26 protein-coding genes and 4 tRNA genes are annotated in these 21,948 nt (G+C 64.9%); 17 read left to right on the top strand and 13 right to left on the bottom strand.

Annotation, left to right across the window (positions count from 1 at the left end; translation table 11 throughout):
- Positions 1 to 35: 35 nt before the first annotated feature.
- Positions 36 to 302, top strand: a complete 267-nt coding sequence (locus GT355_RS09815) for a hypothetical protein (protein WP_160134476.1) — start codon at positions 36 to 38, stop codon at positions 300 to 302.
- A 14-nt stretch (positions 303 to 316) separates the two neighbouring features.
- On the opposite strand, the gene ubaA is transcribed toward GT355_RS09815, so the two are convergent.
- On the bottom strand, positions 317 to 1,129 hold the full coding sequence (gene ubaA, locus GT355_RS09810; protein ID WP_160134475.1) for an SAMP-activating enzyme E1: 813 nt from the start codon (positions 1,127 to 1,129) through the stop codon (positions 317 to 319).
- 189 nt (positions 1,130 to 1,318) lie between these two features.
- On the opposite strand from ubaA, the gene GT355_RS09805 reads away from it, so the two are divergent.
- Positions 1,319 to 2,104, top strand: a complete 786-nt coding sequence (locus GT355_RS09805) for a DUF7282 domain-containing protein (protein WP_160134474.1) — start codon at positions 1,319 to 1,321, stop codon at positions 2,102 to 2,104.
- 38 nt (positions 2,105 to 2,142) lie between these two features.
- Here the strand turns inward: GT355_RS09805 and GT355_RS09800 are convergent, their stop codons facing one another.
- On the bottom strand, positions 2,143 to 2,682 hold the full coding sequence (locus GT355_RS09800; protein WP_160134473.1) for a hypothetical protein: 540 nt from the start codon (positions 2,680 to 2,682) through the stop codon (positions 2,143 to 2,145).
- A gap of 551 nt (positions 2,683 to 3,233) precedes the next feature.
- Positions 3,234 to 3,307, bottom strand: a tRNA-Val gene (locus tag GT355_RS09795).
- A gap of 83 nt (positions 3,308 to 3,390) precedes the next feature.
- On the opposite strand from GT355_RS09795, the gene GT355_RS09790 reads away from it, so the two are divergent.
- On the top strand, positions 3,391 to 3,906 hold the full coding sequence (locus tag GT355_RS09790; protein WP_160134472.1) for a DUF192 domain-containing protein: 516 nt from the start codon (positions 3,391 to 3,393) through the stop codon (positions 3,904 to 3,906).
- A gap of 100 nt (positions 3,907 to 4,006) precedes the next feature.
- Positions 4,007 to 5,950, top strand: coding sequence for an ABC transporter ATP-binding protein (locus GT355_RS09785; RefSeq protein WP_160134471.1), 1,944 nt, complete (start codon positions 4,007 to 4,009; stop codon positions 5,948 to 5,950).
- Here the strand turns inward: GT355_RS09785 and GT355_RS09780 are convergent, their stop codons facing one another.
- Entirely contained in the window at positions 5,951 to 6,295 is a 345-nt protein-coding gene (locus tag GT355_RS09780; RefSeq protein ID WP_160134470.1) for a DUF5789 family protein, read from the bottom strand.
- Between the two features lie 72 nt (positions 6,296 to 6,367).
- Here GT355_RS09780 and GT355_RS09775 point away from each other — a divergent pair, with 72 nt between their 5' ends.
- On the top strand, positions 6,368 to 7,111 hold the full coding sequence (locus tag GT355_RS09775; RefSeq protein ID WP_160134469.1) for a creatininase family protein: 744 nt from the start codon (positions 6,368 to 6,370) through the stop codon (positions 7,109 to 7,111).
- 15 nt (positions 7,112 to 7,126) lie between these two features.
- Here the strand turns inward: GT355_RS09775 and GT355_RS09770 are convergent, their stop codons facing one another.
- Entirely contained in the window at positions 7,127 to 7,609 is a 483-nt protein-coding gene (locus tag GT355_RS09770; RefSeq protein WP_160134468.1) for a DUF5790 family protein, read from the bottom strand.
- A gap of 80 nt (positions 7,610 to 7,689) precedes the next feature.
- Here GT355_RS09770 and GT355_RS09765 point away from each other — a divergent pair, with 80 nt between their 5' ends.
- Positions 7,690 to 7,995, top strand: a complete 306-nt coding sequence (locus GT355_RS09765) for a MazG nucleotide pyrophosphohydrolase domain-containing protein (protein WP_160134467.1) — start codon at positions 7,690 to 7,692, stop codon at positions 7,993 to 7,995.
- Between the two features lies 1 nt (position 7,996).
- Here GT355_RS09765 and GT355_RS09760 read toward each other — a convergent pair whose 3' ends face one another.
- Positions 7,997 to 8,392: a dihydroneopterin aldolase family protein gene (locus tag GT355_RS09760; RefSeq protein WP_160134466.1), complete on the bottom strand. Its 396-nt coding sequence runs from the start codon at positions 8,390 to 8,392 to the stop codon at positions 7,997 to 7,999.
- Positions 8,393 to 8,836: 444 nt separating this feature from the next.
- Here GT355_RS09760 and GT355_RS09755 point away from each other — a divergent pair, with 444 nt between their 5' ends.
- Positions 8,837 to 9,445 (top strand): translation initiation factor IF-2 subunit beta, encoded by a 609-nt coding sequence (locus GT355_RS09755; RefSeq protein WP_120072086.1) that lies wholly within the window; start codon positions 8,837 to 8,839, stop codon positions 9,443 to 9,445.
- A gap of 53 nt (positions 9,446 to 9,498) precedes the next feature.
- The gene (gene azf, locus GT355_RS09750) at positions 9,499 to 10,263 is read left to right on the top strand and encodes an NAD-dependent glucose-6-phosphate dehydrogenase Azf (RefSeq protein ID WP_160134465.1); all 765 of its coding nucleotides are present in this window, start codon (positions 9,499 to 9,501) and stop codon (positions 10,261 to 10,263) included.
- Positions 10,264 to 10,340: 77 nt separating this feature from the next.
- Here the strand turns inward: azf and GT355_RS18135 are convergent, their stop codons facing one another.
- From GT355_RS18135 to GT355_RS09735, 3 genes are all read right to left on the bottom strand, one after another.
- The gene (locus tag GT355_RS18135; protein WP_160134464.1) at positions 10,341 to 10,946 is read right to left on the bottom strand and encodes an excalibur calcium-binding domain-containing protein; all 606 of its coding nucleotides are present in this window, start codon (positions 10,944 to 10,946) and stop codon (positions 10,341 to 10,343) included.
- A 217-nt stretch (positions 10,947 to 11,163) separates the two neighbouring features.
- Positions 11,164 to 11,817, bottom strand: coding sequence for a DUF309 domain-containing protein (locus tag GT355_RS09740; protein ID WP_160134463.1), 654 nt, complete (start codon positions 11,815 to 11,817; stop codon positions 11,164 to 11,166).
- A 4-nt stretch (positions 11,818 to 11,821) separates the two neighbouring features.
- Positions 11,822 to 12,193 (bottom strand): DUF4112 domain-containing protein, encoded by a 372-nt coding sequence (locus GT355_RS09735; protein ID WP_160134462.1) that lies wholly within the window; start codon positions 12,191 to 12,193, stop codon positions 11,822 to 11,824.
- 120 nt (positions 12,194 to 12,313) lie between these two features.
- Between GT355_RS09735 and GT355_RS09730 the strand changes: the two genes are divergently transcribed.
- Entirely contained in the window at positions 12,314 to 12,757 is a 444-nt protein-coding gene (locus tag GT355_RS09730) for a MaoC family dehydratase (protein ID WP_160134461.1), read from the top strand.
- A gap of 1 nt (position 12,758) precedes the next feature.
- Here the strand turns inward: GT355_RS09730 and GT355_RS09725 are convergent, their stop codons facing one another.
- Positions 12,759 to 13,031 carry a hypothetical protein gene (locus GT355_RS09725; protein WP_160134460.1) on the bottom strand — a complete coding sequence of 91 codons (273 nt, stop codon included), beginning with the start codon at positions 13,029 to 13,031 and terminating at the stop codon, positions 12,759 to 12,761.
- A 92-nt stretch (positions 13,032 to 13,123) separates the two neighbouring features.
- Here GT355_RS09725 and GT355_RS09720 point away from each other — a divergent pair, with 92 nt between their 5' ends.
- The gene (locus GT355_RS09720; RefSeq protein ID WP_160134459.1) at positions 13,124 to 13,738 is read left to right on the top strand and encodes a YegP family protein; all 615 of its coding nucleotides are present in this window, start codon (positions 13,124 to 13,126) and stop codon (positions 13,736 to 13,738) included.
- Positions 13,739 to 13,784: 46 nt separating this feature from the next.
- On the opposite strand, the gene GT355_RS09715 is transcribed toward GT355_RS09720, so the two are convergent.
- Together GT355_RS09715 and GT355_RS09710 are read right to left on the bottom strand one after the other, a co-directional pair.
- Positions 13,785 to 15,158: a hypothetical protein gene (locus GT355_RS09715; RefSeq protein ID WP_160134458.1), complete on the bottom strand. Its 1,374-nt coding sequence runs from the start codon at positions 15,156 to 15,158 to the stop codon at positions 13,785 to 13,787.
- Between the two features lie 149 nt (positions 15,159 to 15,307).
- Positions 15,308 to 15,380 (bottom strand) — tRNA-Arg (locus GT355_RS09710).
- 84 nt (positions 15,381 to 15,464) lie between these two features.
- On the opposite strand from GT355_RS09710, the gene GT355_RS09705 reads away from it, so the two are divergent.
- From GT355_RS09705 to GT355_RS09690, 4 genes are all read left to right on the top strand, one after another.
- Positions 15,465 to 16,112 carry a hypothetical protein gene (locus tag GT355_RS09705; RefSeq protein WP_160134457.1) on the top strand — a complete coding sequence of 216 codons (648 nt, stop codon included), beginning with the start codon at positions 15,465 to 15,467 and terminating at the stop codon, positions 16,110 to 16,112.
- A 122-nt stretch (positions 16,113 to 16,234) separates the two neighbouring features.
- Complete coding sequence (locus tag GT355_RS09700; protein WP_160134456.1) at positions 16,235 to 17,692, top strand: single-stranded DNA binding protein; 1,458 nt, start codon at positions 16,235 to 16,237, stop codon at positions 17,690 to 17,692.
- Positions 17,693 to 17,734: 42 nt separating this feature from the next.
- Positions 17,735 to 18,184, top strand: a complete 450-nt coding sequence (locus GT355_RS09695) for a histone (protein WP_160134455.1) — start codon at positions 17,735 to 17,737, stop codon at positions 18,182 to 18,184.
- A complete protein-coding gene (locus GT355_RS09690; RefSeq protein ID WP_160134454.1) occupies positions 18,181 to 19,191 on the top strand; it encodes a histone deacetylase family protein in 1,011 nt (336 codons plus the stop codon). Before GT355_RS09695 ends, GT355_RS09690 begins: the two co-directional genes overlap by 4 nt.
- On the opposite strand, the gene cca is transcribed toward GT355_RS09690, so the two are convergent.
- Positions 19,170 to 20,546, bottom strand: a complete 1,377-nt coding sequence (gene cca, locus GT355_RS09685; RefSeq protein WP_160134453.1) for a CCA tRNA nucleotidyltransferase — start codon at positions 20,544 to 20,546, stop codon at positions 19,170 to 19,172. The genes GT355_RS09690 and cca overlap by 22 nt on opposite strands.
- Before the next feature lie 84 nt (positions 20,547 to 20,630).
- Here cca and GT355_RS09680 point away from each other — a divergent pair.
- The 3 genes from GT355_RS09680 (at position 20,631) to GT355_RS09670 (ending at position 21,866) form a co-directional block, all read left to right on the top strand.
- Positions 20,631 to 20,703: transfer RNA gene (locus tag GT355_RS09680), tRNA-Asn, on the top strand.
- 88 nt (positions 20,704 to 20,791) lie between these two features.
- A tRNA-Ile gene (locus GT355_RS09675) sits at positions 20,792 to 20,864 on the top strand.
- A 408-nt stretch (positions 20,865 to 21,272) separates the two neighbouring features.
- Complete coding sequence (locus tag GT355_RS09670) at positions 21,273 to 21,866, top strand: hypothetical protein (RefSeq protein ID WP_160134452.1); 594 nt, start codon at positions 21,273 to 21,275, stop codon at positions 21,864 to 21,866.
- Positions 21,867 to 21,948 lie beyond the last annotated feature (82 nt).

The raw sequence follows: 21,948 nt of genomic DNA, 5'->3' as shown, positions 1-21,948 counted from the left end.
TTCAAGGTCGCCGCCAAGTAGGCGGAAAGCTATTCTTGACGAACGCACGGCTCCTGTTCAATCCACACCACCTCGATCACGCTCTCGCCGGAAGACGATGGAGCGTCTCGCTCGAAGACATCGAAACTGTCGATACGGAACCACGTTTGACCGGTGGCTTCCTCGATACGTTGTTCGGTGGCGGCCTCAGGAACCGACTCCGGATCGACCTCGTCGACGAGTCGGCCGATCTATTCGTGGTGAATGACCTCGGCACGGCCGTGACCGTACTCACGGACTCAACCGATGGTCCTGCCGACTGACCAGGTCTGTTCACTTACTCCGCGACCGCACACGACCCGACGTACTCGACCTCGTCGACCGACTCGATACCGTTCTCGCCACAGACCGGACAGTCCGGATCCGATTTGATCGGGAGTTCCTCGAAGTTCATCCCGAGCGCGTCGTAGTGGAGCAGTCGGCCGTCGAGGCTCTCGCCGATCCCGACGAGGTGTTTGACGGTCTCGGTGGCCTGTATCGAGCCCACGACCCCCGGTAGCACGCCGAGCACGCCCGTGGTCGCGCAGTCGGGGACCGTGCCGGCGGGCGGGGCTTCGGCGAACAGACACCGATAGCACGGCGAACCCTGGGTGAAGGTCGTGATCTGGCCCTCGAAGCGGTAGATCGCGCCGTGGGAGAAGGGGATCCCCGCGAGCGTACACGCGTCGTTGACGAGGTACCGCGTCCGGAAATTGTCGGCCCCGTCGACCACGAAGTCGTAGTCGGCGACGAGGTCGGCGACGGTGTCGGGTCCGACGCGGACGTCGTGGGGTTCGACCGCGACGTCGGGGTTCAGGTCCGCGACGAACGCGGCCGCGCTCTCGACCTTCTTTCGACCCACGTCACCGTCGCCGTGGATCACCTGGCGCTGGAGGTTGCTCCGTTCGACGACGTCGTCGTCGGCGATCCCGAGGGTTCCGACGCCCGCGGCCGCGAGATACTCGATGACGGGCGAACCGAGCCCGCCGGCACCGACGACGAGCACGCGCGAATCGAGCAGCGCCGACTGGCCCGCGGGTCCCACGCCGTCCATGATGATGTGACGCGAGTACCGGTCGAGCTGGGTGCCGTCGAGACTGAGACCGCTCATACCGAACCTACGCGCCCGGCGGAATAAGCCCGCGGGTGACTCCCGCTTCGGTGGTCACTGGGGCTCGGTTCGACCGCGCCGACCATGGACAGTCATGCGATCGATACGGCCGTCGTCCCCGTGTTCGGGCCGCCGGTGCGAGCGCGGATGTCTACTTTTATGGTTCATGGCTTTCTACCGGTATCCAACATGCGAACGAATACCCTCGTTGTCGCCCTCGTGTCGGCCCTGTTGATAGTGGGTGCCGGCGCTGGCGGCGCGCTCGCGGCCACGGGCCCCCTCCATCCGCAGCAGTCGACGACCGATACCGGGAACACCACGACGGCGGAGAGCACGACCACGGCGAGTGACTCGGCCACCGAGGCGGCGACCGCCGACGGGAGCACGGGCACCGCCGGCGCGTCGGACGGGCCGAGCATCACGTTCAACGACCAGGAGTCGAGCGGTGAGACGATCCTCGTCGACTCGGCGACGCTCCCCACCAACGGCTTCATCGTCATCAACGGTACCAGCGGCGGGGAGGAGCGGGTCATCGGGTCGTCGTACCTCCTCAACGGCGGGGTCGCCGATAACATCCGTATCGAGCTCAACCGCCCGCTGAACGGTTCGGAGTCCCTGACCGCGGTGCTCTACGCTGACTCCAACGGCAACGGTGCGTTCGACGCCGACGCCGACGAGCCGGTCTATCAGGGCGACTCCGACCGCCGGGTCGTCGACATCGCGGACGTCACGGTCCAGGACAGCTCCGGCACCGCCACCAGCGGTGAGGGCGACGCGACGAGCGCCGCCACCCAGGCCGACTCGGGCGGTGCCGAAACGACCGCCGCGAGCGACGGCGGGGCCGGAACGAGCGGCGAGGCGAACGGGAGCGCCGGGAACGAGAGCGGCGGCAGCGGCGGGAGCGGGCCCGGCTTCGGACCCGTCGTAGCTGTGATCGCGTTGCTCGGGGTCGCGTTCCTCGTGCGTCGGCGCTGAACCCGTCGAACCGAGACGTTTTTCAGCCGTTCAGTAACTCATTGCTCGTCGCGTGCGTCGGCGATGAGGTCGCAGAGCCTCGTCGCGACCCGCTCCGTGGCGGTGATCTGGAGCGGTGCGGCATCGACCCGGTCGAGTCGAATACGTTCGACCGTCGCCTCGATCGTCATCATCCCGCTCCCGCTCCGGAGGTTCCGGAGCACGTCGAGGAGCAACAGCACACCGATGAGGACGACCACGACACCGACCGACATCCCGATGATCCGGTCGGCGATCACCAGCGTTCCGAGCCCGGCGGCGGTGAACACCACCCCGCCGGCCGTGAGGTCGCGGTAGCTCCCCCCAGCCGACTCGCCGCTCTCGGACCGCGTTTCGACCCCGGCGATCCGGGTGTAGTCCACGATCTCCTCGCCCGTTCGCGTCACGCAGACTAGCCGCCGCTCGGTCGCCGCGAACAACGCCTCCTCCGACCCGTCGTCGTGCTCGACCTCGCCGCTCCACTCCACCACTGGAACCTCGTCCGGCGCGAAGGGGTAGTCGTCCCGGGGACCGGGTCGGGCTTTACCCTCGGTCGCCATGCGGCCCCTCATGACCGGCCGCTATATGAAATCATTCACATCGGTCGCAAGCCGGCCTATGCCCTCACTTACCACGAAACGACGCGTCGGTCGGTGCCATGATCCGCGGTGAGCGTCCGTCGATAGCGTCGCGCAGTGCCTCGTTATGCCTTTCGGACCGACAGACGGCGGCAGCTCGTTGCTGTGTGAAACCTTCCCCTCCCGAGAGTACGGACCGTAGTTTCAATCCCCATCCTCGTCTCGACACGACCGCAGTCAGCTACCAAGGGCTGCCATCGCCTGCAAGACTTGCTTTCGGAACGGTCCGTGCCATCCTTCACGGGCCGTTCATCCATCGTACGCACCGAATCGTCGACCGACGGTTGTGGGAATCACCGATTCGATCGAGTGGACTCGGACGGAATCGAACCACGATCGTTCGCAGGAATTCATGGGCTCGGGCGGATTCGAACTACGCGAACGTCGCTCGCTGCTCACGGCTCGCCCGTTCTCCCATTCGAATCGCCCTCGCGTCACTGCTTGCCACTCACGTTCGTTCGCGGCAAAATCAGTGGGCTCAGGCGGATTCGAACCACCGATCTCGGCCTTGTAAAGGCCGCGTCATAACCAACTAGACCACGAGCCCCGTATGGGCGAACCGGGGCACGGAAAATAACCCTTTCCGTCGGTCGTCGGAACGGTTTAGGCTCCACGCGACCAGCCTCGGATATGTCGCTCCAGCGCATCGTGAACATCGTCTTCGGGCTTTCGGTGGTCGCGCTGGTGGTGACCTCGGCGGTGGTCGCCGGCGTGGTTCCCTCGCCGATGTCGCTGATGGGCACCCCCCAGGAGTACGACCGTGCCGAGGTGACGATCACGAACAACTGCTCTCGGACCCTCGGGACGGTCGACGTCCGGATCGCCGACACCTACCAGAAGAAGTACACCGGGCTCTCCGACACCCCCTCGCTCGCGAACGGTTCCGGGATGCTGTTCACCTACGAGCAGAGCTCCGAGCACACCTACGTGATGCGTGAGATGGACTACCCGCTCGACATAGTCTTCATCGGGGCCGACGGCCGGATCAACGCGATCCGGGAAGCGCCGGCACCCGGACCGAACGAGAACGGCGAGTCGATCGAACGGACTGGGGAGGGGAAGTACATCCTCGAAGTCCCGCGCGGGTGGATGCGGAGCCACGGGATCCACGCCGGCCACCGAGTCACGATCGAGAACTCCGGGTGAGGAGTTCGTCCCCGTGGACACCGAAACCCGGGGATTTTCGCCGGAGAGCGGTTCTGTCCGTTGAGAAGTGTTTTAAGCGAGTACCCGTTTCGATCGTCCAATGAGTTTTTCTTTCGATGAGGACGACCCTTTTGAAGAACAACGGGAGGGAACGGAGAACGCGATGCGCCAGCTCTTCGCGGTCTACGGTCGCGAGAACTGGTTTTCCTTTGCCGTAGGGACGCTTACGAGTCTCGTCGCCCGGATGCTCGACCTCCTGCCGCCGCTGCTCCTCGGTATCGGCATCGACGCGGTCTTTCGCGGTAACCGGGCGTTCACCCTCGACCCGATACCGATCGCCCAGTCGTCGCTTCCGACGACGCGAACGGGCCAGTTCTGGCTGCTCGTCGGGCTGATCTGTGTCTCCTTCTTCGGTGGCGCGATCTTCCACTACGGTCGGAACTGGGGCTGGAACGCCTTCTCGCAGAACATCCAGCACTCGGTACGGACCGACACCTACGACAAGATGCAGCGACTCAACATGGACTTCTTCGCCGACAAGCAAACCGGGGAAATGATGTCGATCCTCTCGAACGACGTCAACCGGCTCGAACAGTTCCTCAACGGCGGGCTGAACTCGCTGTTCAGACTCTCGGCGATGGTCGTGGGGATCGCTGCGATCATGCTCAAACTCAACTGGCAGCTCGCGCTGGTGTCGCTGATTCCGGTCCCGCTGGTAGCGGCCTTTACGTACTACTTCATCCAGCGTATCCAGCCCAAGTACGCGGAGGTTCGCTCCTCGGTTGGCCAGGTCAACTCCCGGCTCGAAAACAATCTCGGTGGGATCCAAGTCATCAAGTCCACGAGCACCGAGGATTACGAGTCCGACCGGGTCGACGATGTCTCGCAGGCCTACTACGACGCCAACTGGGGTGCCATCCGAATCCGGATCAAGTTCTTCCCGATGCTCCAGGTCATCTCCGGGATCGGCTTCGTGCTCACCTTCCTCGTCGGCGGCTACTGGGTACTCACCGGCGTCGCACCCGGTCCGTTCACCGGAACTCTCACCGTCGGGACGTTCACGACGTTCATCCTCTACACCCAGCGGTTCATCTGGCCGATGGCGCAGTTCGGCGAGATCATCAACATGTACCAGCGCGCCCGCGCCTCCGCCGAGCGGATCTTCGGGCTGATGAACGAGCCGAGCCGACTCGCCCAGGACCCCGACGCGACGGACCTCACGGTGACGGAGGGCCGCGTCGAGTACGACGACGTGACCTTCGGCTACGAGGCGGAGCGCGGCGACGGCGGCCCCACCGTCGAGGACGTCTCCTTCGACGTCCGGGGCGGCGAGACGATCGCGCTCGTCGGTCCCACCGGCGCGGGGAAATCAACAGTATTGAAGCTCCTGCTCAGGATGTACGACGTCGACGAGGGCGAGATACGGGTCGACGGCACCGACATCGACGAGGTCACGCTGTCGAGCCTCCGGCGCGCGATCGGCTACGTCTCCCAGGAGTCGTACCTCTTCTACGGGACGATCAAGGAGAACATCGCCTACGGGACCTTCGAGGCGAGCGACGAGGAGATAGTCGAGGCCGCCAAAGCCGCCGAGGCCCACGAGTTCATCACCAACCTCCCGGAGGGCTACGAGACGATGGCGGGCGAGCGCGGAGTCAAACTCTCGGGCGGCCAGCGCCAGCGCATCACGATCGCGCGGGCCATCCTGAGCGACCCCGAGATCATGATCCTCGACGAGGCGACTTCCGATGTGGATACCGAGACCGAGATGCTGATCCAGCGCTCGCTCGACCGCCTCACCGAGGAGCGAACCACCTTCTCGATCGCCCACCGGCTCTCGACGATCAAGGACGCCGACCAGATCGTGGTGCTGGAGAACGGTCGGGTCCGCGAACACGGGACCCACGAGGAACTCATCGACGAAAACGGGTTGTACGCCAACCTCTGGGCGGTCCAGGCCGGCGAGATCGACGAGCTCCCCGAGGAGTTCATCGAGCGCGCGACCCAGCGCCAGGCCCAGACCGCCGAAAGCGGCGACGACTGATCAGAGCGACTGTTCTTCGTCGTCCCCGTCCTCACCCTCGTCGGGTTCCTCGCCGATACCCGCCGAGTCACGGTCGGAGTAGTTCTCCCGACCGATCGCGTCGTCGCCGACCATGTTCATGATCATGGTTTCGAGTTCTTCTTTGTCCTGGTAGGTCTGTTCTTCGTCCTGGAGGGGTTCGAGCACCTCTTCGAGCGTCGCGTCGCCGTTCGGGAGTTCGAGTTCGGCGTCGCCGTGGTCGGCGACGAGATCCGAGTGCTCGACCGGGTAGTCGAGCGACTCCATCGTCTCCTCGAACTCACCGAACTCGATGCCCTGCTGTCGGGTTTCGTCGGTATCACTCATCGAGTCGCCCGACGACGGGCGTACTCAAATGGGTTGTGCCTGCTTAAGCCGCTGGCCCCGTTCGCCCCCCGTATGGACCTCACCACGGCGACCTGGACCGACGTCGCGGACGTCGAGACCGACCTCGCGGTCGTGCCCGTCGGAAGCACCGAACAACACGGCCCGCACGCACCCCTCGGAACCGACCGCCTCACCGCGCGCGCGGTCGCCGAAGGCGCGGTGACGGTTTACGAGGAGACGAACGACCAAGCGGTCGCCCTCGCGCCGACGGTTCCCGTCGGGATCGCCGAGGAGCACCGTGGCTTTCCGGGCACGCTCTGGGTCACGCCCGACACCTTCCGGCGCTACGTCCGCGAGGTCGTCGCGAGCCTCGCTTTTCATGGGTTCGATCGGGTGGTGCTCGTGAACGGTCACGGCGGCAACGTCGACGCGCTCCGAGAGGTTTCGGCGGCCATCACCCGCCACGACGCGGCGTACGCCGTGCCGTTCACCTGGTTCGACGCGATCGGCGCGGAGGGGATGGGCCACGGTGGCCCGGCCGAGACCGCCCTCCTGCGGGCCACCCACCCGGACCTCGTTCGCGACGACCGGATCGAGACGGCCCGCGAGGACGCGAGCGAGCGCTGGGGCGAGTGGGTTTCGGGAACCAATCTTGCAGTCGATTCGGCCGAGTTCACCGAGAACGGCGTCGTCGGCGATCCGTCGGAGGGAACCATCGACCGTGGCGAGGACCTCCTCGAACGCGCGACCGCGTCGCTCGTGGACCTGCTCGACGCCATCGCCGAACGCGACGTGGACGGCTCGACGGACGGGTGAGGAGCGAGATTAGGGTTACTCGACGGCTTCGGCCTCGCCCTCGTCCGCGTCGGCTTCGTCTGACTCCTCGTCCGACTCGCTTTCCCCCGAGTCGCCCGTCTCACTGGCGTCGCTCGCCTCGTCGAGCGCGCCGCGGAGTTCGGGTACCGTGCTCGCGAGGCCCGACGCCTGTTCGTGGGCCTCCTCGACGTCCGTGAGGACGCCGTCGAGGGTCTCGATCCGGGCTTCGAGGTCGTCGCTGTCCTCGAAGACCTCGGCGCGTTTGCCCATCGCGTACCACTTCTTCGCCTCCCGGAGGTCCTCGGCGGCGTCGTCGACGTCGAGCGCCGAGCGCAACGAGTTGAGTACCCCGAGGGTGTTGTCGGCCTCGACGGACCAGATCGCGTCGCCGTCCGGGAGCGCGTTCGCCACCGCGTCGAGGCGCTCCTCGACGTCGCTTCGGATGTCGTCGGCCGCCTCGTCGAAGAGGTCGTCGTCCTCGAACGTCGACTGGCTCATGCGTGGGCTTCGCTGGCGCAGGGTTTAAAAGCGCGCCCGAAAGCGAAAGTGAAACCCCGCCTCGCTTTTCCCACCTCGTCATGGAGCCACAACGACGAGTCGCGGCGTTCGTCGCCGACCACGACCTCGACGCCCCGCCCGAGTACCGGATCCTCGACCTCGCCGCCGAGGTCGGCGAGATCGCAGCCGACGCGACGGCATCGTCGGCCTACGGAGCCGACCCGGAGAACTTCTCGGTGAAATCGGGCGAGATCGGCGACGTGCTGTTCTCGGTGCTCGCGCTCGCGGATTCGCTCGACGTCGACGCCGGCGACGCCCTCGACGAGGCGCTCGCGAAGTACGAAGCCCGACTCGACGAGACGGGGAACGCGTCGTCCGGGAAGTGACTCACTCGATTTCTTCGACCGACTCGACCGCCATCAGCGGGTAACCGTCCTCCATCGCCATCCCCGCCGTGACGCGCTGACCGTCGCACTCGACGACGACCTCGACCTCCATGAACTTCCCACTCAACTCGGTGTAGCCGTGGTCGGTGGCGGCGGCGAGTTCGTCGTCGAGGATCGCGACCGCGACGGACTCGCAGTGGGGCTGGTTCTCGATGGACTCCTCGATGGCGCGCGCGAGGCTCGTGGCGCTCTCGGGGCTCACCGGCGTGCCGGCGAACTGGTGGTAGAGCGAGCCGAACTTGATGCCGGTCTCGAAGCAGGCGCGTTCGGCGGCCGAGGGGACCGCGGTATTCGTGGAGTCGGTGGTGTCGGATTCGGTGGCCGTGTCGTCGCTCATGGGTTCGGTTTCGTGTCGGGCGGGCAAATAGACTGTTCAATGGGTTTCGTTTGGAGCTTCGTTTCGCGACCCACTTTGCATCAGTTGCCGGTTCGACGATCTCAAATCCCGATCCAAGTGAGAACCGCAAACCGCCCCGCGACGGCCACGTACCTCCCCAGCCGACTGCGCTCCTCGTTCGCGGGTTCTGTGGTGTTCACTTCGTTCACACCACCTCCCGCTCACTCCGTGCTCATCCCTCGCACGCCGGTCCGCGGTCGACGTTCGCTTCGCTCACGCACGACCGCGAGCGCGCGCCACCGCGACCGGTCACGGCTCGACGTTCGACACACGAGCTACGATCTCGGTCCGTCGTCTCTCACGGAATATCCGGTGAGACGGGGCGAGGAACCCTGTTCCGGTCTCTCACGGAATTCCTTTAGGTCGTGAGCCGTCAGTTCGGGCATGGATTACGAAGCAAGTCTCGACCGCGCGATGGATTCGGTCCCCGACCTCGACACCGGCGACTCGCGCCTCGATGTCCCAAGCGCCGAGGCCCAGAAGGACGGTGCCTTCACCCGCCTCACCAACCTCGGCCGTATCGCCGACGCGCTCTCGCGCGACCCCGAACACATCCACAGCGTGATCCAGCGCGAACTCGGGACCAACGGCCAGTTCGACGCCGGTCGCTCGCGGTTCAACGGCACCTTTTCGAGCGACGACTTCGACGAGGCCATCCGGAGCTACACCGAGGAGTTCGTGATCTGCTCGGAGTGCGGGCTGCCCGACACCCACCTCGAAACCGAGGGCCGAACCCAGATGCTCCGGTGTGAGGCCTGTGGGGCCTTCCGCCCCGTCGAGAAGAACACCGGCTCCCAGCAGACCCGCCAGCGCCCCGACGTCGAGGAGGGTCGAACCTACGAGGTCGAGATCACCGGCACGGGCCGGAAGGGCGACGGCGTGGCCGAACGCGGCGAGTACACCATCTTCGTCCCCGGTGCACAGGAGGGCGACGTGGTCGAGATCTACATCGAGAACATCAGCGGGACGCTGGCGTTCGCGCGGCTCGCCTGAGACGGAACCCGAACCGCACGTTTCTTATCGTCCCCTATCCGAAGCCCACTCGAATGGGGGAGAGGGTACGGGAGTCGAGCGTACTGCTTACCGGCGCGTCCGGACGGGTCGGCCGCGCGATCCTCGGCCAGCTCGGCGACGCCTACGACTGGCGATGTCTCGACCGGGACCGGCCGACCCGCGAGTTCGACCACGAGTTCGTGGTGGCGGATATCACCGACGAGGAGGCGATGGCCGAGGCGATGGTCGGCATCGACGCGGTGGTCCACCTCGCGGGCGACCCGCGCCCCGAAGCGCCGTGGGACAGCGTGCTCGCCAACAACATCGACGGGACCAGGACCGTCCTCGAAGCCGCCGTCGAGGCCGGGGTCGAGCGGTTCGTCTTCGCCTCCTCCAACCACGCCGTCGGGGGCTACGAAACCGAGGACCGAGTGCCCGAACTCTACCGTCCACCCGACGAGTTCCGGCTCGACGGCACCGAACTCCCGCGACCCGGCAACCTCTACGGCGTGAGCAAGGTCGCTGGCGAGACCCTCTGTCGGTACTACCACGACGAATCCGAGATGGGGGTCGTCTGCGTTCGGATCGGCAACCTCACCGAATCCCACCCGCCGGAGGACTACGAACGCGGCCAGGCGATGTGGCTCTCCTACCGCGACTGCGCCCACCTCTTCGAGCGATGTCTCGACGCCGAGTACGGCTTCGAGATCGTCTACGGGATCTCCGACAACGACCGGAAGTACTACTCGATCGACCGCGCCCGCGAGGTGCTGGGCTACGACCCGCAGGACAACTCCGCCGAGCACATCGACGACTGACCGCCGAACACGGCGAACATACCCCTACACTTCGCTCTCGATAGCGCGTCTCAGTTGCTCACTCCAAACGAACGGCGTCAGTCCTCGCAGGCCTCGCCATCGTTGTCGGCATCGAGACCCGATGGGTCGTCATCGGGGTCGTGGCTCTCGAAGTACGCTTGGGCCTGCTCGGAACTCTCGAAGTCGTCGCAGTCGTACGGGTCGGGGAGGTTCCCGTCGTTGCTCGGTGTCGGGTAGTCCGAACTCTCACCCGCCGACGATGGAGTCGGTGTCTCCGTTGAGGTCGGCGTTGGCGTCTCTGTCGGTGTCGGTGTTGGTGTGTCCGTTGGTGTTTCTGTTGGCGTCGGAGTTGCGGTAGGCGTTGGAGTAGGTGTCGCCGTTGGGGTTGGAGTCGGAGTTGCTGTCGGGGTCGGGGTTGGTGTAGGTGTCGCTGTGGCGGCTCGTGTCGATGTGGCCGTCGTCGTCGGGGTTATCGTGGCCGTCGCGGCCGCCGTCCGCGTGGCGGTGGATAGTTGAGTCGTTTCGCTTGTTTCCGTCTCGATGGCGGTCTCCGTGGATTCTTCCGTGAGTTCACTCGTCCCCGATCCGTTCGCTTCACTGGTGTTGTTCGATCCGGTGCTGGCACCACAGCCACCGAGGAGGAGGGCTGCAACGAGCAGGACCACGAGCGGTGTCCGATCCATAATGTTAAACCGAAATGAAAGCACAAATAATTAATATATTATTCATGGATTATTCTTGTAAGATTGAATAGCAAGACGTAATGTATCTTATGACGAGTGACCGCTTCGATCCGCCGGCCGGACGAATGCTGCCGTCCGTAGCGTTCGGTTCGAAAGTCGCCAGTCGGTGATTCGCTACCGTCGCTTCTCATGCCGACGGTCCATATGATAGCGAGGACTACCGCAGCTCGAACAGGCCGTCGACGCTCTCGTCGCGCGCACGTCGTCGACGGGTGTGTTCCGCGAGGCGCTGGTAGATTATCCCCCGGTTCTCCTCGCGCGCGAGGTCGTAGACGAGGGTCACGAAGGGGCTGGTCTCCCGACCGTCGTCCAGGTCCGTTTCGGCGTAGTCGATGGCGCGGTCGAGTTGCTCGACGTCGAACCCGTCGGCCTCGGCGAGCGCCCTGGCGACGACTGCGCTCGCCTCGAAGTCGAGAGCCGTGACGTGGAGTGTGGTCCCCCGATGGGTCAGCTCGACCGGCGGGGTGTGGTCGAGGTCCGGGTCGGCAGCGAACCGCACGAGGAACCCCCGAACATCGTCGACGTTGACGTCGCGGTAGGCCTCGGGGAGTGCTTCGAGGTACTCGTGAGCGCTCTCTGCGAGCCCCGTCGCGCCCGCCCGGTTCCCCTGGGTCGCGTGGTGGACCGCCGCGGTGAGTTGGATGAGGCCGTGGAGCAGCCGCTCGTCGTCGCCCGTTCGGTCGAGCCAGCACTCCTCCCATGCGTCGTGGGCGGCGTGGTATCGGCCCGAGTTGTAGACGGCGATCCCGGCCCGGAGCGCGGGGACGACCGGGTCGGCAGCGGGGTCGTCGGTGCTCGCGGGGCGGGTCACGGGCTCACCCGCTGGCGAGGTGTTCTTCGATCAGCTCGACGTTTCGCCGGTTGGCCTTGAACGCGGCGTCGGCGACGGTCCCGAGGACGGGTATCGAGCCGCTCGCCGTGTCGATCGAGATGTTCACGACCATCTGGGCCAGCGTCTTCCCCGGAACCCCGATCCGGGCGGCCTCGCCGACGATGTACATCGAGAGTATCGCCCCCGCGACGTCGCCCGAGACCGGCACGATACTGAGGATCGGGTCGGCACCGACCCGGTAGTTGGTTCCGGGGACGCGAAACGCCTCGTCGAGGAAGGTCGCGGCGGCACGCGTGCGTTTGAGCGCGGCGCGCTCGGCACGGTCGAGGTCGTCGAGGTCGAGGTCGTCAGCCATACGCTTCCCTGTCCTCCCAAACGGATAGATGCACCGCCAGCACCTGCCGACCGAACGCGTTGTCGACCGGTCGGTCGGGGCACGCGAAGGGCTATACCCGGCCGGGAACCACGGGGGGACATGCGAGAGTGCTTCGAGGACATCGAGGTGGGCGACGAGCAGTCGTTCGGGAGCCGCGACGTGACCCGCGAGGAGATACTCGAGTTCGCCGAGCGTTACGACCCGCAGTCGTTCCACACCGACGAGGCGGCGGCGAGCGAGTCGCTGTTCGGCGGGCTGATCGCGAGCGGTTGGCACACCGCCTCGATGACGATGCGAATGTTGGTCGAGAACGTCTTCGAGGACTCGGCGGCGACCGGCGCGGTCGGTATCGACGAACTCCGGTGGCCGAACCCCGTCAGACCCGGCGACACCCTCTCGGTCCACACCGAGGTCGAGGCGACCGAAGACTGGAACGACAGCCTCGGGCTCGTCCGGAGTCGAACCACGACGCTGAATCAGGACGACGAGGTGGTGCTATCGATGGTCGGCCTCTCGCTCTACGAACGGCGCGACGCGGCCTGAGCTACGACCCGAGGACGAACAGCCCGAGCTCGGTGGTGAGAAGCCCTGCCGGAACCCCGAGCACCGTGAGCGGGATCGAACGGACGCTCGCGCCACCGTCGCGGCTGTACTGGAGTTCGCCGTCGGCGACCCCTCGGTACTCGATGGGGCTGACACCAGCGATCTCGCCGCTCGTCGAGTGACACGTCGCCGTCGGTCCGAGCACGGCCACGCCGACCACGACTGCGAGGCCGAGCGCCACGACGGCGAGACCGGCCGCGGTTCTGCGCTGCATATCCGGCCCATGCCCGCACGGGGGCATCGACCGCCGGGTGGTTGCGAGCGCGTGATGAACATTCATAAGCATACGGCGAGCGAATAGGTGATATGAGCGACCACGAGTACACCCTCACCGTGCGGCCGAACGCCCACCTCCGAGTTGCGTACAACGCCGACCGCGAGGGGCTCGAACGACTGGTGCTCGCCTTCGAGTACGGCCGCGACGGTCTGGACCACGACGACGCGGCCAGCGGGGTCGACTGGCACGGCTACGAGATCGCGCTGGCTCGCGACGGCCACACCCTGCTCGGCGACAACGGCGAGGCCTCGCGCGCCATCGAGCGCGCGTTCGACCGTGGCTTCGACGACGACCGGGTCCGCCGGGGTGTCGACGCCGCGAAGGGCTACGGCCAGCGACTCCGCAACCGCGTCGAGACCCTCCGCGGGTCGGCGGACGTCGAGGTCCCCACCGACTCGGTCGAGCCACCCGAGACCATCGAGGTGCCCGGCCCCGGCGGGCGGTCGATCGACGTCTCGCTGACCGAGACCGCGGCGACGTTCGAACTCTACGAGGACGGCGGCGGTAACTGGCGCTGGCGGCTGATGCACGACGACGGCCGCACCCTCGCCGTCAGCCCCTCGGGCTACGACTCGCGCGAGACCGCCGAGGAGCTCCTCACGGCACTCAAGACCAACGCGCTCGGTGCGGAAGTCAAGGACTGAGTATTTGCTGGCCGTCAGCTAAAGACCAAAACATCGCTTTTCAGGTTTACCGGCCGTATTGCTCTTGGACTTCTACTGCTGTTAGAACGCCACTTTCCGCGAAAAGATCCTGTATTCCAGGCCCATCAGCATTAGTTGGTCCAAGTGTGAACATCGGCTCCCTTAGTCGTGTCTCTAAGATGTCCAGAAGCGCATTGGTTTCTATCAAACGCACTTCCTGAATCTCTGTTTCAATTTTCAGCCTCCGGACTGCATCTGGACGATCTGCATCGTAGAAGCTAGAAAAGACGGTAAAATAGACATTCCGAAAGCCTTGGCTCTGGAGACGCCCAACTTCCGCATCGATATAATCTCGAAACTGCCGCTCATCATTAGTTGCGAATCGATATCCGTCTTGACGTACCTTTGCATCGTAAATGATCGCATAGTTGTGCCGACGAGCTCTCGCAATACCGTCCGGATTGCGCCCACTTCCCTGTCCACGTTCCTCCACCGTGTATCCAAGCATTCGAAGACACTTCGCGAGTCGGTCTTCAAATAGCGTTTCAACAGCTCGTCCGGTCTCGCTGCCAATATTCTTCATTTCCTCAGTATTCTGTGCGAGATCCGGGAGAATTGATACGATTGGAGGGATATAGCTGTCTGGAAATGAATTCGCTTCTACTATCTCTGTGGCACCTGACGAGGAGTTCCCACCATCTTCATCAGTTGCGCCATCGCTGACTTCATCTCTATTGAGCCAAAAAAGACACATCCGTTCGATAGTCCAAAGATGAACTTCCTCATTGCTGTACGACTCGATTAACTCTCGGATTTCCTCGTTCAGATCCCAAAATTCCACATAATCCTCGGCGAGGTTATCACTAGGGTCCCAAATGGCAAGGTCAGAGAAAGCACGGCGAATTGATTTATAATATATCTGGTATTTGTTTGGGTCCTGTAATTGCCAAAAGTACGAGACAAAGTACGGGATGAATCCAGCACTTGGTGCAGAGTTCAGATCATCTATCTGTGATCTGAGTCTCTTCACATAGCGTTCCAGTTTGCGGATTTTACTGGCTGCTGATGCCTTGTCGTTGGGCGCAGTGAATACCTCTCTAAGCAATTCATCGAGGTCTGCGTCGTCGAGATCTGCGGACGAAACAAGCGTATTGAAGAACATTTGACCGCTGAATCCGCTGAACCCCCACAATTTGTGCCTCCCAACTTCACTTGCCATCTTCCTTTTGAATTCCATGATGTCTGTCTCGCCATCGAGAAATGCTTGAAGTAACTTTTGCCGTATTGGGAGGCGTTCTTCACGCTCTTTACGACCCTCGCTAAGGTTATGCCGATCTCCACTTTCACTCACGTATACGAAACCAGTGTCAGCAAATGCGTCCCAAACACGCGTTATTTGACGCTCGTCAGAGAGGACCATGTCGAATACTCACGGCCGATGAACAAAAGTGCAATCCAGATCCAGCGGCTTCGCTCATCAGTTTGCGTCGCGAAAACGTCCTGGCGGAGTCCTGCGCGAGCGAAGCGAGCGCAGGGCACGCCAGGTCGTGAACGAACGAAGTGAGTGAACGTCCTGGCGGAGATTTGAACTCCGGTCACCGGCTCCGCAGGCCAGTAGGATAGTCCACTACCCAACCAGGACTCACCCTCACTACAGGAGTTCCGGTTAAACGCGTTACGATCCACCCGCCACAAGAGCCATGCCCCCACCACCCAACCCGAGGGCATGAACCGTCGACGCGTGCTCGCGAGCGCGGGCGTCGTCTTCCTCGGGATCCTCGGCGGCTGTAGCGGCGACGACGGGGCGGATGCGAACGGCTCCGAAGCGACGGCTGGCTCGACCGAAACCGGCCGACCGGACGGCACGAGCGCCCGACCCACGACCGGGACGACGAGCGGGGGTGAAACCTCGGCCCGCGAATCGACGGGGGCCGGCCGAGTCACAACCGACGGCGAGCCAACGACCGAACCCGCGACGACTACATCCGCGATCACCGACGCGTCGGCGACCGTGACGACCGGAAGCGATGGGACGGCGACACCGCCTCCCGACCCACAATCGACCCAGTCGGGAAAGGGGGCGACCGTCACCTTCGAGAACGGTGGCTCGCGGGTCGTCGTCACCGGGACGATCGTGGCTCAGGACGGCTGCCGGCGGGCGGTGCTCGACTCGGCCCAGTCGGACGGCGGGACCCTCGTGGTCTCGGTGGGCACCGAGCGCGATGCCGGCACGGACGTGATGTGCACCCAGGCGCTCACGCCCGTCGAGTACCGCTTCGTCGTCACTCCCGACGACCCGCCCGACTCGGTGCGGGTGGTCCACGACGGCGCTGGCGACCCCCGGACCGTCGCGACGACCGACCGCACGAACTGATATCTGTTCGGGCCCCGAAACCCGCCCTGGACGGGGATCCGTCGACACCACGAAACCGCCGGAGGGAGGCGGTCTCGGCGGTGACGACAACGCTTAAGCGCACACCGGCTCTGGATTCGCCAATGGGTGCGATAGAGGATATCTACGCGGATCTCGATGCCGACGTGCCCGAACCCGAGTTCCGGGAGGCCGTCGAGCGGAAGGTCGAGGAGATGGGGGGCCTCGCCGACGAGGAGACCGCCGCGATGTTGATCGCTCACGAGCTCTCGGACGACGAGATCGAGGGCGTCGCCGACATCGAACCCGGCATGGAGGAGGCGGCCTTCGCGGCGAAGGTCCTCCGGATCGGCGAACTCCGTACGTTCGAGCGCGACGACGAGGACCGGGAGGGTCGGGTGGTCAATCTCGACGTCGCCGACGAGACGGGCCACATCCGGGTGGCGTTCTGGGACGACCACGCCGAGGCCGCCGTCGAGGAGCTCGAAGCCGGCGACGTCCTCAAGATCGCGGGCCAGCCCCGCGAGGGCTACAACGGGCTCGAGGTCAGCGCGTCGGACGCCCAACCCGCCGACATCGATATCGACGTCGACCTCGACGAGGCCGACTCCATCGGCGGGCTCTCGCTCGGCCAATCGGACGTCTCGCTCACCGGCATCGTGCTCGACACCGACTCCGTCCGCACGTTCGACCGGGACGACGGCTCGGAGGGCCGGGTCTCGAACCTCACCCTCGGCGACGAGACCGGGCGCGTCCGGGTCACGCTCTGGGACGACCAGACGGAACTGGTCGAGGAGCTCTCGCCCGGTACCACCGTGGAGCTCGTCGATGCCTACGTCAGGGAACGAAACGGCGACCTCGAACTCCACCTGAACGACCGGAGTTCGCTCGACGAGGTCGAGGCCGACGTCGAGTACGTCGCCGAGACGACCCCGATCGGGGCGCTGGAGATCGACACCACCGCCGACATCGGCGGCGTGGTTCGCTCGGCGGACCCGAAGCGGACCTTCGACCGGGACGACGGCTCCGAGGGGCAGGTCAGAAACCTCCGGATACAGGACGACTCCGGCGACATCCGGGTCGCGCTCTGGGGCGAGAAGGCCGACCGGGACCTCGGCCCCGGCGACGAGGTCCAGTTCACCGACGTCGAGATCCAGGACGGCTGGCAGGACGACCTCGAAGCCTCCGCGGGCTGGCAGGCGAGCATCATCGCGCTCGGCTCCGAGTCGACGACCCGTACGGCCGAGACCGACGGGGCAGAGGAGTCGGGGAGCACAGGTCTCGACGCGTTCTCGGGGGACGGGGACCCCTCGTCCGAAGGCGACGAACCGGCGGCCACCGACGACCAGTCCGCCGACGACGCCGCACCGGCGGCCACCGACGACCAGTCCGCCGACGACGCCGCACCGGGCGAACCGATCGAGTTCACGGGGACCGTCGTCCAGGCCGGCGACCCCGTGGTACTCGACAACGGCACGGAGACGATGCGGGTCGAGACCAGCGTCGACGTCCACCTCGGCGAGGAGGTCACCGCCCGCGGGCCGGCGTCGGACGGTCGGCTCGATGCCGACGACATCGTGTAGCGTCACGGAACGCTTATGAGTGAAACAGTCGCCCGTACTGCTATGAGCGTCGAGCTCCCGTTCGCGCCCGTCGATGCCGTGATCCGGCGACGGGCGGGCTCGCTTCGGGTCAGCAGCGAGGCCACCGAAGCCCTCGCCCGCCGGATCCAGCGCCACGGTGCGGGGCTCGCCCGCGAGGCCGCCGACCGGGCGACCGCGGACGGGCGCAAGACGCTACGAACCGACGACTTCGACGCCGAACCGCCCGAGGACGACCCCGAACTCCCGGTCGCACCGGTCGACCGCATCGCCCGTCTCGACATCGACGACCGCTATCGCGTCTCGATGGACGCCCGGGTCGTCCTCGCGGCGCTCCTCGAACGGTACGCCGAGCGGGTCGCGGCCGCGGCGGCGGTGCTCGCGCGCCACGCCGGTCGCCGCACCATCACGCTCGCCGACGTCGAGACCTACTTCGAACTCGAACCGTACTACACCCCCCACCACACCGGATGAGATTCGGCTACTCCACCGACTGCCTCCGACACGACCCGGGTCCGCGCCACCCCGAGAGCCCAGACCGGCTCCGGGCGATCCGGCGCGGCCTCGCGCACCGCCACGGCGTCGAGTATATCGACGCCGACCCGATCACCTCCGAGACCGCCCGTCGAGTCCACGACGACGACTACGTCCAGGAGTTCAGGGAGTTCTGCGACTCGGGCGGTGGCCAGTGGGACCCCGACACCGTCGCGGTCGAGGCGACCTGGGAGGCGGCGTGCAAGAGCGCTGGCCTCGCGGTGTGGGCCGCCGAGGAAGCCGTAGCGGGCGCGACGGGACGTGACACGCCGTTCTCGCTCGGTCGCCCGCCGGGCCACCACGCCGTCGCCGACGACGCGATGGGGTTTTGCTTCTTCAACAACGCCGCGGTCGCCGCCCAGGCCACCCTCGACGACGGCCTCGACCGGGTCGCGGTGATCGACTGGGACGTCCACCACGGCAACGGCACCCAGGACATCTTTTACGACCGCGACGACGTCTGCTACTGTTCGATCCACGAACACGGCCTCTACCCCGGCACCGGCACCGTCGACGAGACCGGGACCGGCGAGGGAACGGGCACGACGGTCAACATCCCCTTCCGGGCGGGTAGCGGCGACGCGGCCTACGTTGAAGCGATCGAAACCGCGTTCGCGCCGGTGCTCGCTGGCTTCGACCCCGACCTGCTCCTCATCAGCGCGGGCTTCGACGCCCACGTGAACGACCCGATCTCGCGGATGTCGGTTTCGACGGAGGGCTACGGCGTGCTGGCGGCGCGCGCCCGCTCGCTCGCCGACCGGCTCGACGCGGCGCTCGGGTTCGTGCTCGAAGGCGGCTACGGCCTCGAAACGATCGCCGACGGTGTCGAGATGACCAACGAGGTCTTCGACGGCTACGAACCGGTCGAGCCCGACGACGAGGTCGACGAGGAGGCCCAGAGCGTGATCGACGACGCCCGCGCGGCTCACGGGCTCGGCGAGAAGTAGGCCGCGAGCTCCGTCCCGAACTCCTCGGCGAGCGCGCCGACCTCGTCACCCTCCAGAACTTCGTACTCGTCGCCGAGCGCGGTCTCGATGTCCGCCCCGAGCGCGGTCTCGATGTCCGCCCCGAGCGCGACGTCCTCGAACACCCCGGCGTCGAGGAACGCGCGGGCGGTGCGGTACTCGCGCTCGCGCTCGACGACGTACCGCTCGCCGTCGACGAACGGGCCGTCGCAGTCCCGGTCGGCGTAGGTCTCGTAGAACCGCGTGGCGTGCTCGCGTGCGGCCACCGGCGGGCCCTCGTGGCGTTCGATCGCGGGTCGGCGAGCGACGGCGAGTTCGAGGAACAGCACCGCCGTGTCGTCGGCGAACGCGGCCCTCCGGAGCACGTCGAACCCCCGTCCTTCCAGCGCGGTCACGATGCCCGACACCGACTTTTCGAGCTGGGGGTAGAGCTGGTCGTCGACGATGTCGGGGGCGTCGAACCGGAGCGCGAGCGGGGTGGTGCCGCGGCGCTCGACCGCCCGCTGCACGCCGTCGGCCGAGAGCGGAACTGGTGATTCGGCCGTGAAGAGCGCCTCGCGCGGGTCGGCCAGGAGGTCGCGGGCGTAGTGTTGGAAACGTGCGAGGTTCGTGGCCGAGAGCACCGCCGCGACGTTGCGCCCGGGGTCGGTGGGGTCGACCATCGTCAACGGGTCGGCGAACGAACGGCTCCCGTGGGATTCGGGGTCGAACTCGAGGGGCGGGTGCCAGTCGGCCGCGGCGGTCACCAGCGAGCGGAAGTCGCCGTGCTCGACGACGAGGAGCTCCGTGAGGTAGCCCGAGAACCCCCGCGTGCGGAGGTCGCTGCCGTAGACGCCGATGGCGTCGAGGAAGCGCTTCGCGAGCCTGACTTCGGTGGCCAAGCCCTCGTCGAGCCGGGCGTCGAGGTAGCGGGTGTGAAACGGCGTGCGGTCGACCGCGGATCGGATCTCGCTCGCGCGTTCGACGCGGTAGCAGGGCACGAGGTCGACCGCGAACCCGTCGAACTCGCCGACGACGTAGGGATGCTCGGCGTACTCCTCGTGGGCGTCGGGGAGGACGTCGTGACCCACCGCGAGCCCGTAGCGTTCGAGGTCCGTCCGCGGGAGGTCGGGCGAGAACCGAACGAACAGGTCGATGTCGCGGTCGCCGGGGAGCCAGGTCCCCCGGGCCGTGGAACCCACGTGGAGGGGGTCGGCCGCGACGGGGAGGCCGTCGAGCGCCGCAGCGGTGCGTTCGGTGAGCCGGGCGACGGCCCCGTCGAGACGCGCGCGCTCGTCGTCGTCGGGCGTGACGCGGTCGCGAACCCGCGCGAGCACGGCGTCGAGGGCGTCGCTCATGGCCCGGCTACCCCACCCGCGGGCGAAAACGTGTCGGTCGAAAGCGAAACGGCTATGAACGAACTCCCGCTTCCCACAAACAGGGCCGCCGTAGCTCAGCTGGTAGAGCACCTGGTTGTTACCCAGGTTGTCCCAGGTTCGAGCCCTGGCGGCGGCGCTTTCTCCAGCGAACACGACGGCGAGCGGAGCGCGGCGCGCCACAACAGAAGCGATTTTATGGATTCACTGACGAGTGGTTCGTGAACGGGCCCTTAGCTCAGTGGTGAGAGCGCTCGGCTCATAACCGAGTGGTCGTTGGTTCGAATCCGACAGGGCCCATCCACCTCTTTAGTCGATTCCCAGCCGACAGTAGCCTTCACTTCTTGCGATTTCGCCTACATCGTGCCGAGTTCGACTAAGCACCTTGACGCACCCCGCGCCCTCGTGCCTTCTACGATAGTCGAGATGCTGCGGGGGAACCTAGTTCTTTCGGTCAAACAAGACTGGAGAATGGCTGTCAACGTATGTTTGACTGACTACTTACGAAACTGTTCGTGATGATTGATAGAGCATCTATCCGGAAACACTGCATCAAGGAATGATATCTATACTTACAATTGTGTTTTAACGTTACCTTTATACTCATACAGGTCGTATTGGTTACTAATGAAGCGAGGTATCATTGGGACTGGTAATGGCAACTTTCCTAGTATGCAGTCATACACATCTAGCCACCAAAATCATGGAATGACTCTCAATGAGTGCGTTGAGGTTGGGCCCGCATCATCCGTAACCACACCGAATGGAAACCAAATCACGGTCCAAACTGGTAGAGCACTCGCAGAAGTTGCTAATAATGTCTCGAAACCTACGGTTCAGAACGGTAGCATCCAATCGACAAACACATGGGAAAAAATAGCGAGTGTAACTGATTTCATACTGTGTCCGAATGAGTTCATCATAATCGGTGACACTTCAGGTAAGTTCTTCTTTGACATACTTGGTAGTACGAATAGCATCAGCGTAACTCGACCAACTATAGACCTCGATGCATATGCGCAAACTCGACCGAATGCGCTACCATGGAAGTATGGTTTCAGCAACCTCGGTGGGAATGCTGACAAGGGGGTTGTCTATGGGACTGATCTTCCAAATGACCCCAATATGGGGACCGTTCTCCAGCAATCCAACAAGAACCAGCTTGGTCTGGAGTTTCAGCACAATGGCCGCCAGACGAAAATGGAGGTCTCGGCGAGTGGATTCGTTCGAATTATGGAACCTGCAGCTGGATCCGATGACTTGGCAGCCTTTGTTTCCGATGAACTTCAGCCACACTGGTAGCCATCAAGCCAAGTAAGGGCAGGACTTGGGTTGTGTTATCATAATCGAACGATCCCTATTTCCTGCTTTCAGGAAAGTCTCT

The organism is Halococcus salsus (assembly GCF_009900715.1).
GTDB classification, from domain to species: Archaea; Halobacteriota; Halobacteria; order Halobacteriales; family Halococcaceae; genus Halococcus; species Halococcus salsus.
Note: the sequence above shows the minus strand (reverse complement) of the source record. Positions and strands in the feature narration are given on the sequence as shown.

Coding starts and splice junctions, on each gene's coding strand:
- ubaA (WP_160134475.1), bottom strand. CDS start 1,129: ATGAGCGGTCTCAGTCTCGACGGCACCCAGCTCGACCGGTACTCGCGT.
- GT355_RS09805 (WP_160134474.1), top strand. CDS start 1,319: ATGCGAACGAATACCCTCGTTGTCGCCCTCGTGTCGGCCCTGTTGATA.
- GT355_RS09800 (WP_160134473.1), bottom strand. CDS start 2,682: ATGGCGACCGAGGGTAAAGCCCGACCCGGTCCCCGGGACGACTACCCC.
- GT355_RS09790 (WP_160134472.1), top strand. CDS start 3,391: ATGTCGCTCCAGCGCATCGTGAACATCGTCTTCGGGCTTTCGGTGGTC.
- GT355_RS09785 (WP_160134471.1), top strand. CDS start 4,007: ATGAGTTTTTCTTTCGATGAGGACGACCCTTTTGAAGAACAACGGGAG.
- GT355_RS09780 (WP_160134470.1), bottom strand. CDS start 6,295: ATGAGTGATACCGACGAAACCCGACAGCAGGGCATCGAGTTCGGTGAG.
- GT355_RS09775 (WP_160134469.1), top strand. CDS start 6,368: ATGGACCTCACCACGGCGACCTGGACCGACGTCGCGGACGTCGAGACC.
- GT355_RS09770 (WP_160134468.1), bottom strand. CDS start 7,609: ATGAGCCAGTCGACGTTCGAGGACGACGACCTCTTCGACGAGGCGGCC.
- GT355_RS09765 (WP_160134467.1), top strand. CDS start 7,690: ATGGAGCCACAACGACGAGTCGCGGCGTTCGTCGCCGACCACGACCTC.
- GT355_RS09760 (WP_160134466.1), bottom strand. CDS start 8,392: ATGAGCGACGACACGGCCACCGAATCCGACACCACCGACTCCACGAAT.
- GT355_RS09755 (WP_120072086.1), top strand. CDS start 8,837: ATGGATTACGAAGCAAGTCTCGACCGCGCGATGGATTCGGTCCCCGAC.
- azf (WP_160134465.1), top strand. CDS start 9,499: ATGGGGGAGAGGGTACGGGAGTCGAGCGTACTGCTTACCGGCGCGTCC.
- GT355_RS18135 (WP_160134464.1), bottom strand. CDS start 10,946: ATGGATCGGACACCGCTCGTGGTCCTGCTCGTTGCAGCCCTCCTCCTC.
- GT355_RS09735 (WP_160134462.1), bottom strand. CDS start 12,193: ATGGCTGACGACCTCGACCTCGACGACCTCGACCGTGCCGAGCGCGCC.
- GT355_RS09730 (WP_160134461.1), top strand. CDS start 12,314: ATGCGAGAGTGCTTCGAGGACATCGAGGTGGGCGACGAGCAGTCGTTC.
- GT355_RS09725 (WP_160134460.1), bottom strand. CDS start 13,031: ATGCAGCGCAGAACCGCGGCCGGTCTCGCCGTCGTGGCGCTCGGCCTC.
- GT355_RS09720 (WP_160134459.1), top strand. CDS start 13,124: ATGAGCGACCACGAGTACACCCTCACCGTGCGGCCGAACGCCCACCTC.
- GT355_RS09715 (WP_160134458.1), bottom strand. CDS start 15,158: ATGGTCCTCTCTGACGAGCGTCAAATAACGCGTGTTTGGGACGCATTT.
- GT355_RS09705 (WP_160134457.1), top strand. CDS start 15,465: ATGAACCGTCGACGCGTGCTCGCGAGCGCGGGCGTCGTCTTCCTCGGG.
- GT355_RS09700 (WP_160134456.1), top strand. CDS start 16,235: ATGGGTGCGATAGAGGATATCTACGCGGATCTCGATGCCGACGTGCCC.
- GT355_RS09695 (WP_160134455.1), top strand. CDS start 17,735: ATGAGCGTCGAGCTCCCGTTCGCGCCCGTCGATGCCGTGATCCGGCGA.
- GT355_RS09690 (WP_160134454.1), top strand. CDS start 18,181: ATGAGATTCGGCTACTCCACCGACTGCCTCCGACACGACCCGGGTCCG.
- cca (WP_160134453.1), bottom strand. CDS start 20,546: ATGAGCGACGCCCTCGACGCCGTGCTCGCGCGGGTTCGCGACCGCGTC.
- GT355_RS09670 (WP_160134452.1), top strand. CDS start 21,273: ATGACTCTCAATGAGTGCGTTGAGGTTGGGCCCGCATCATCCGTAACC.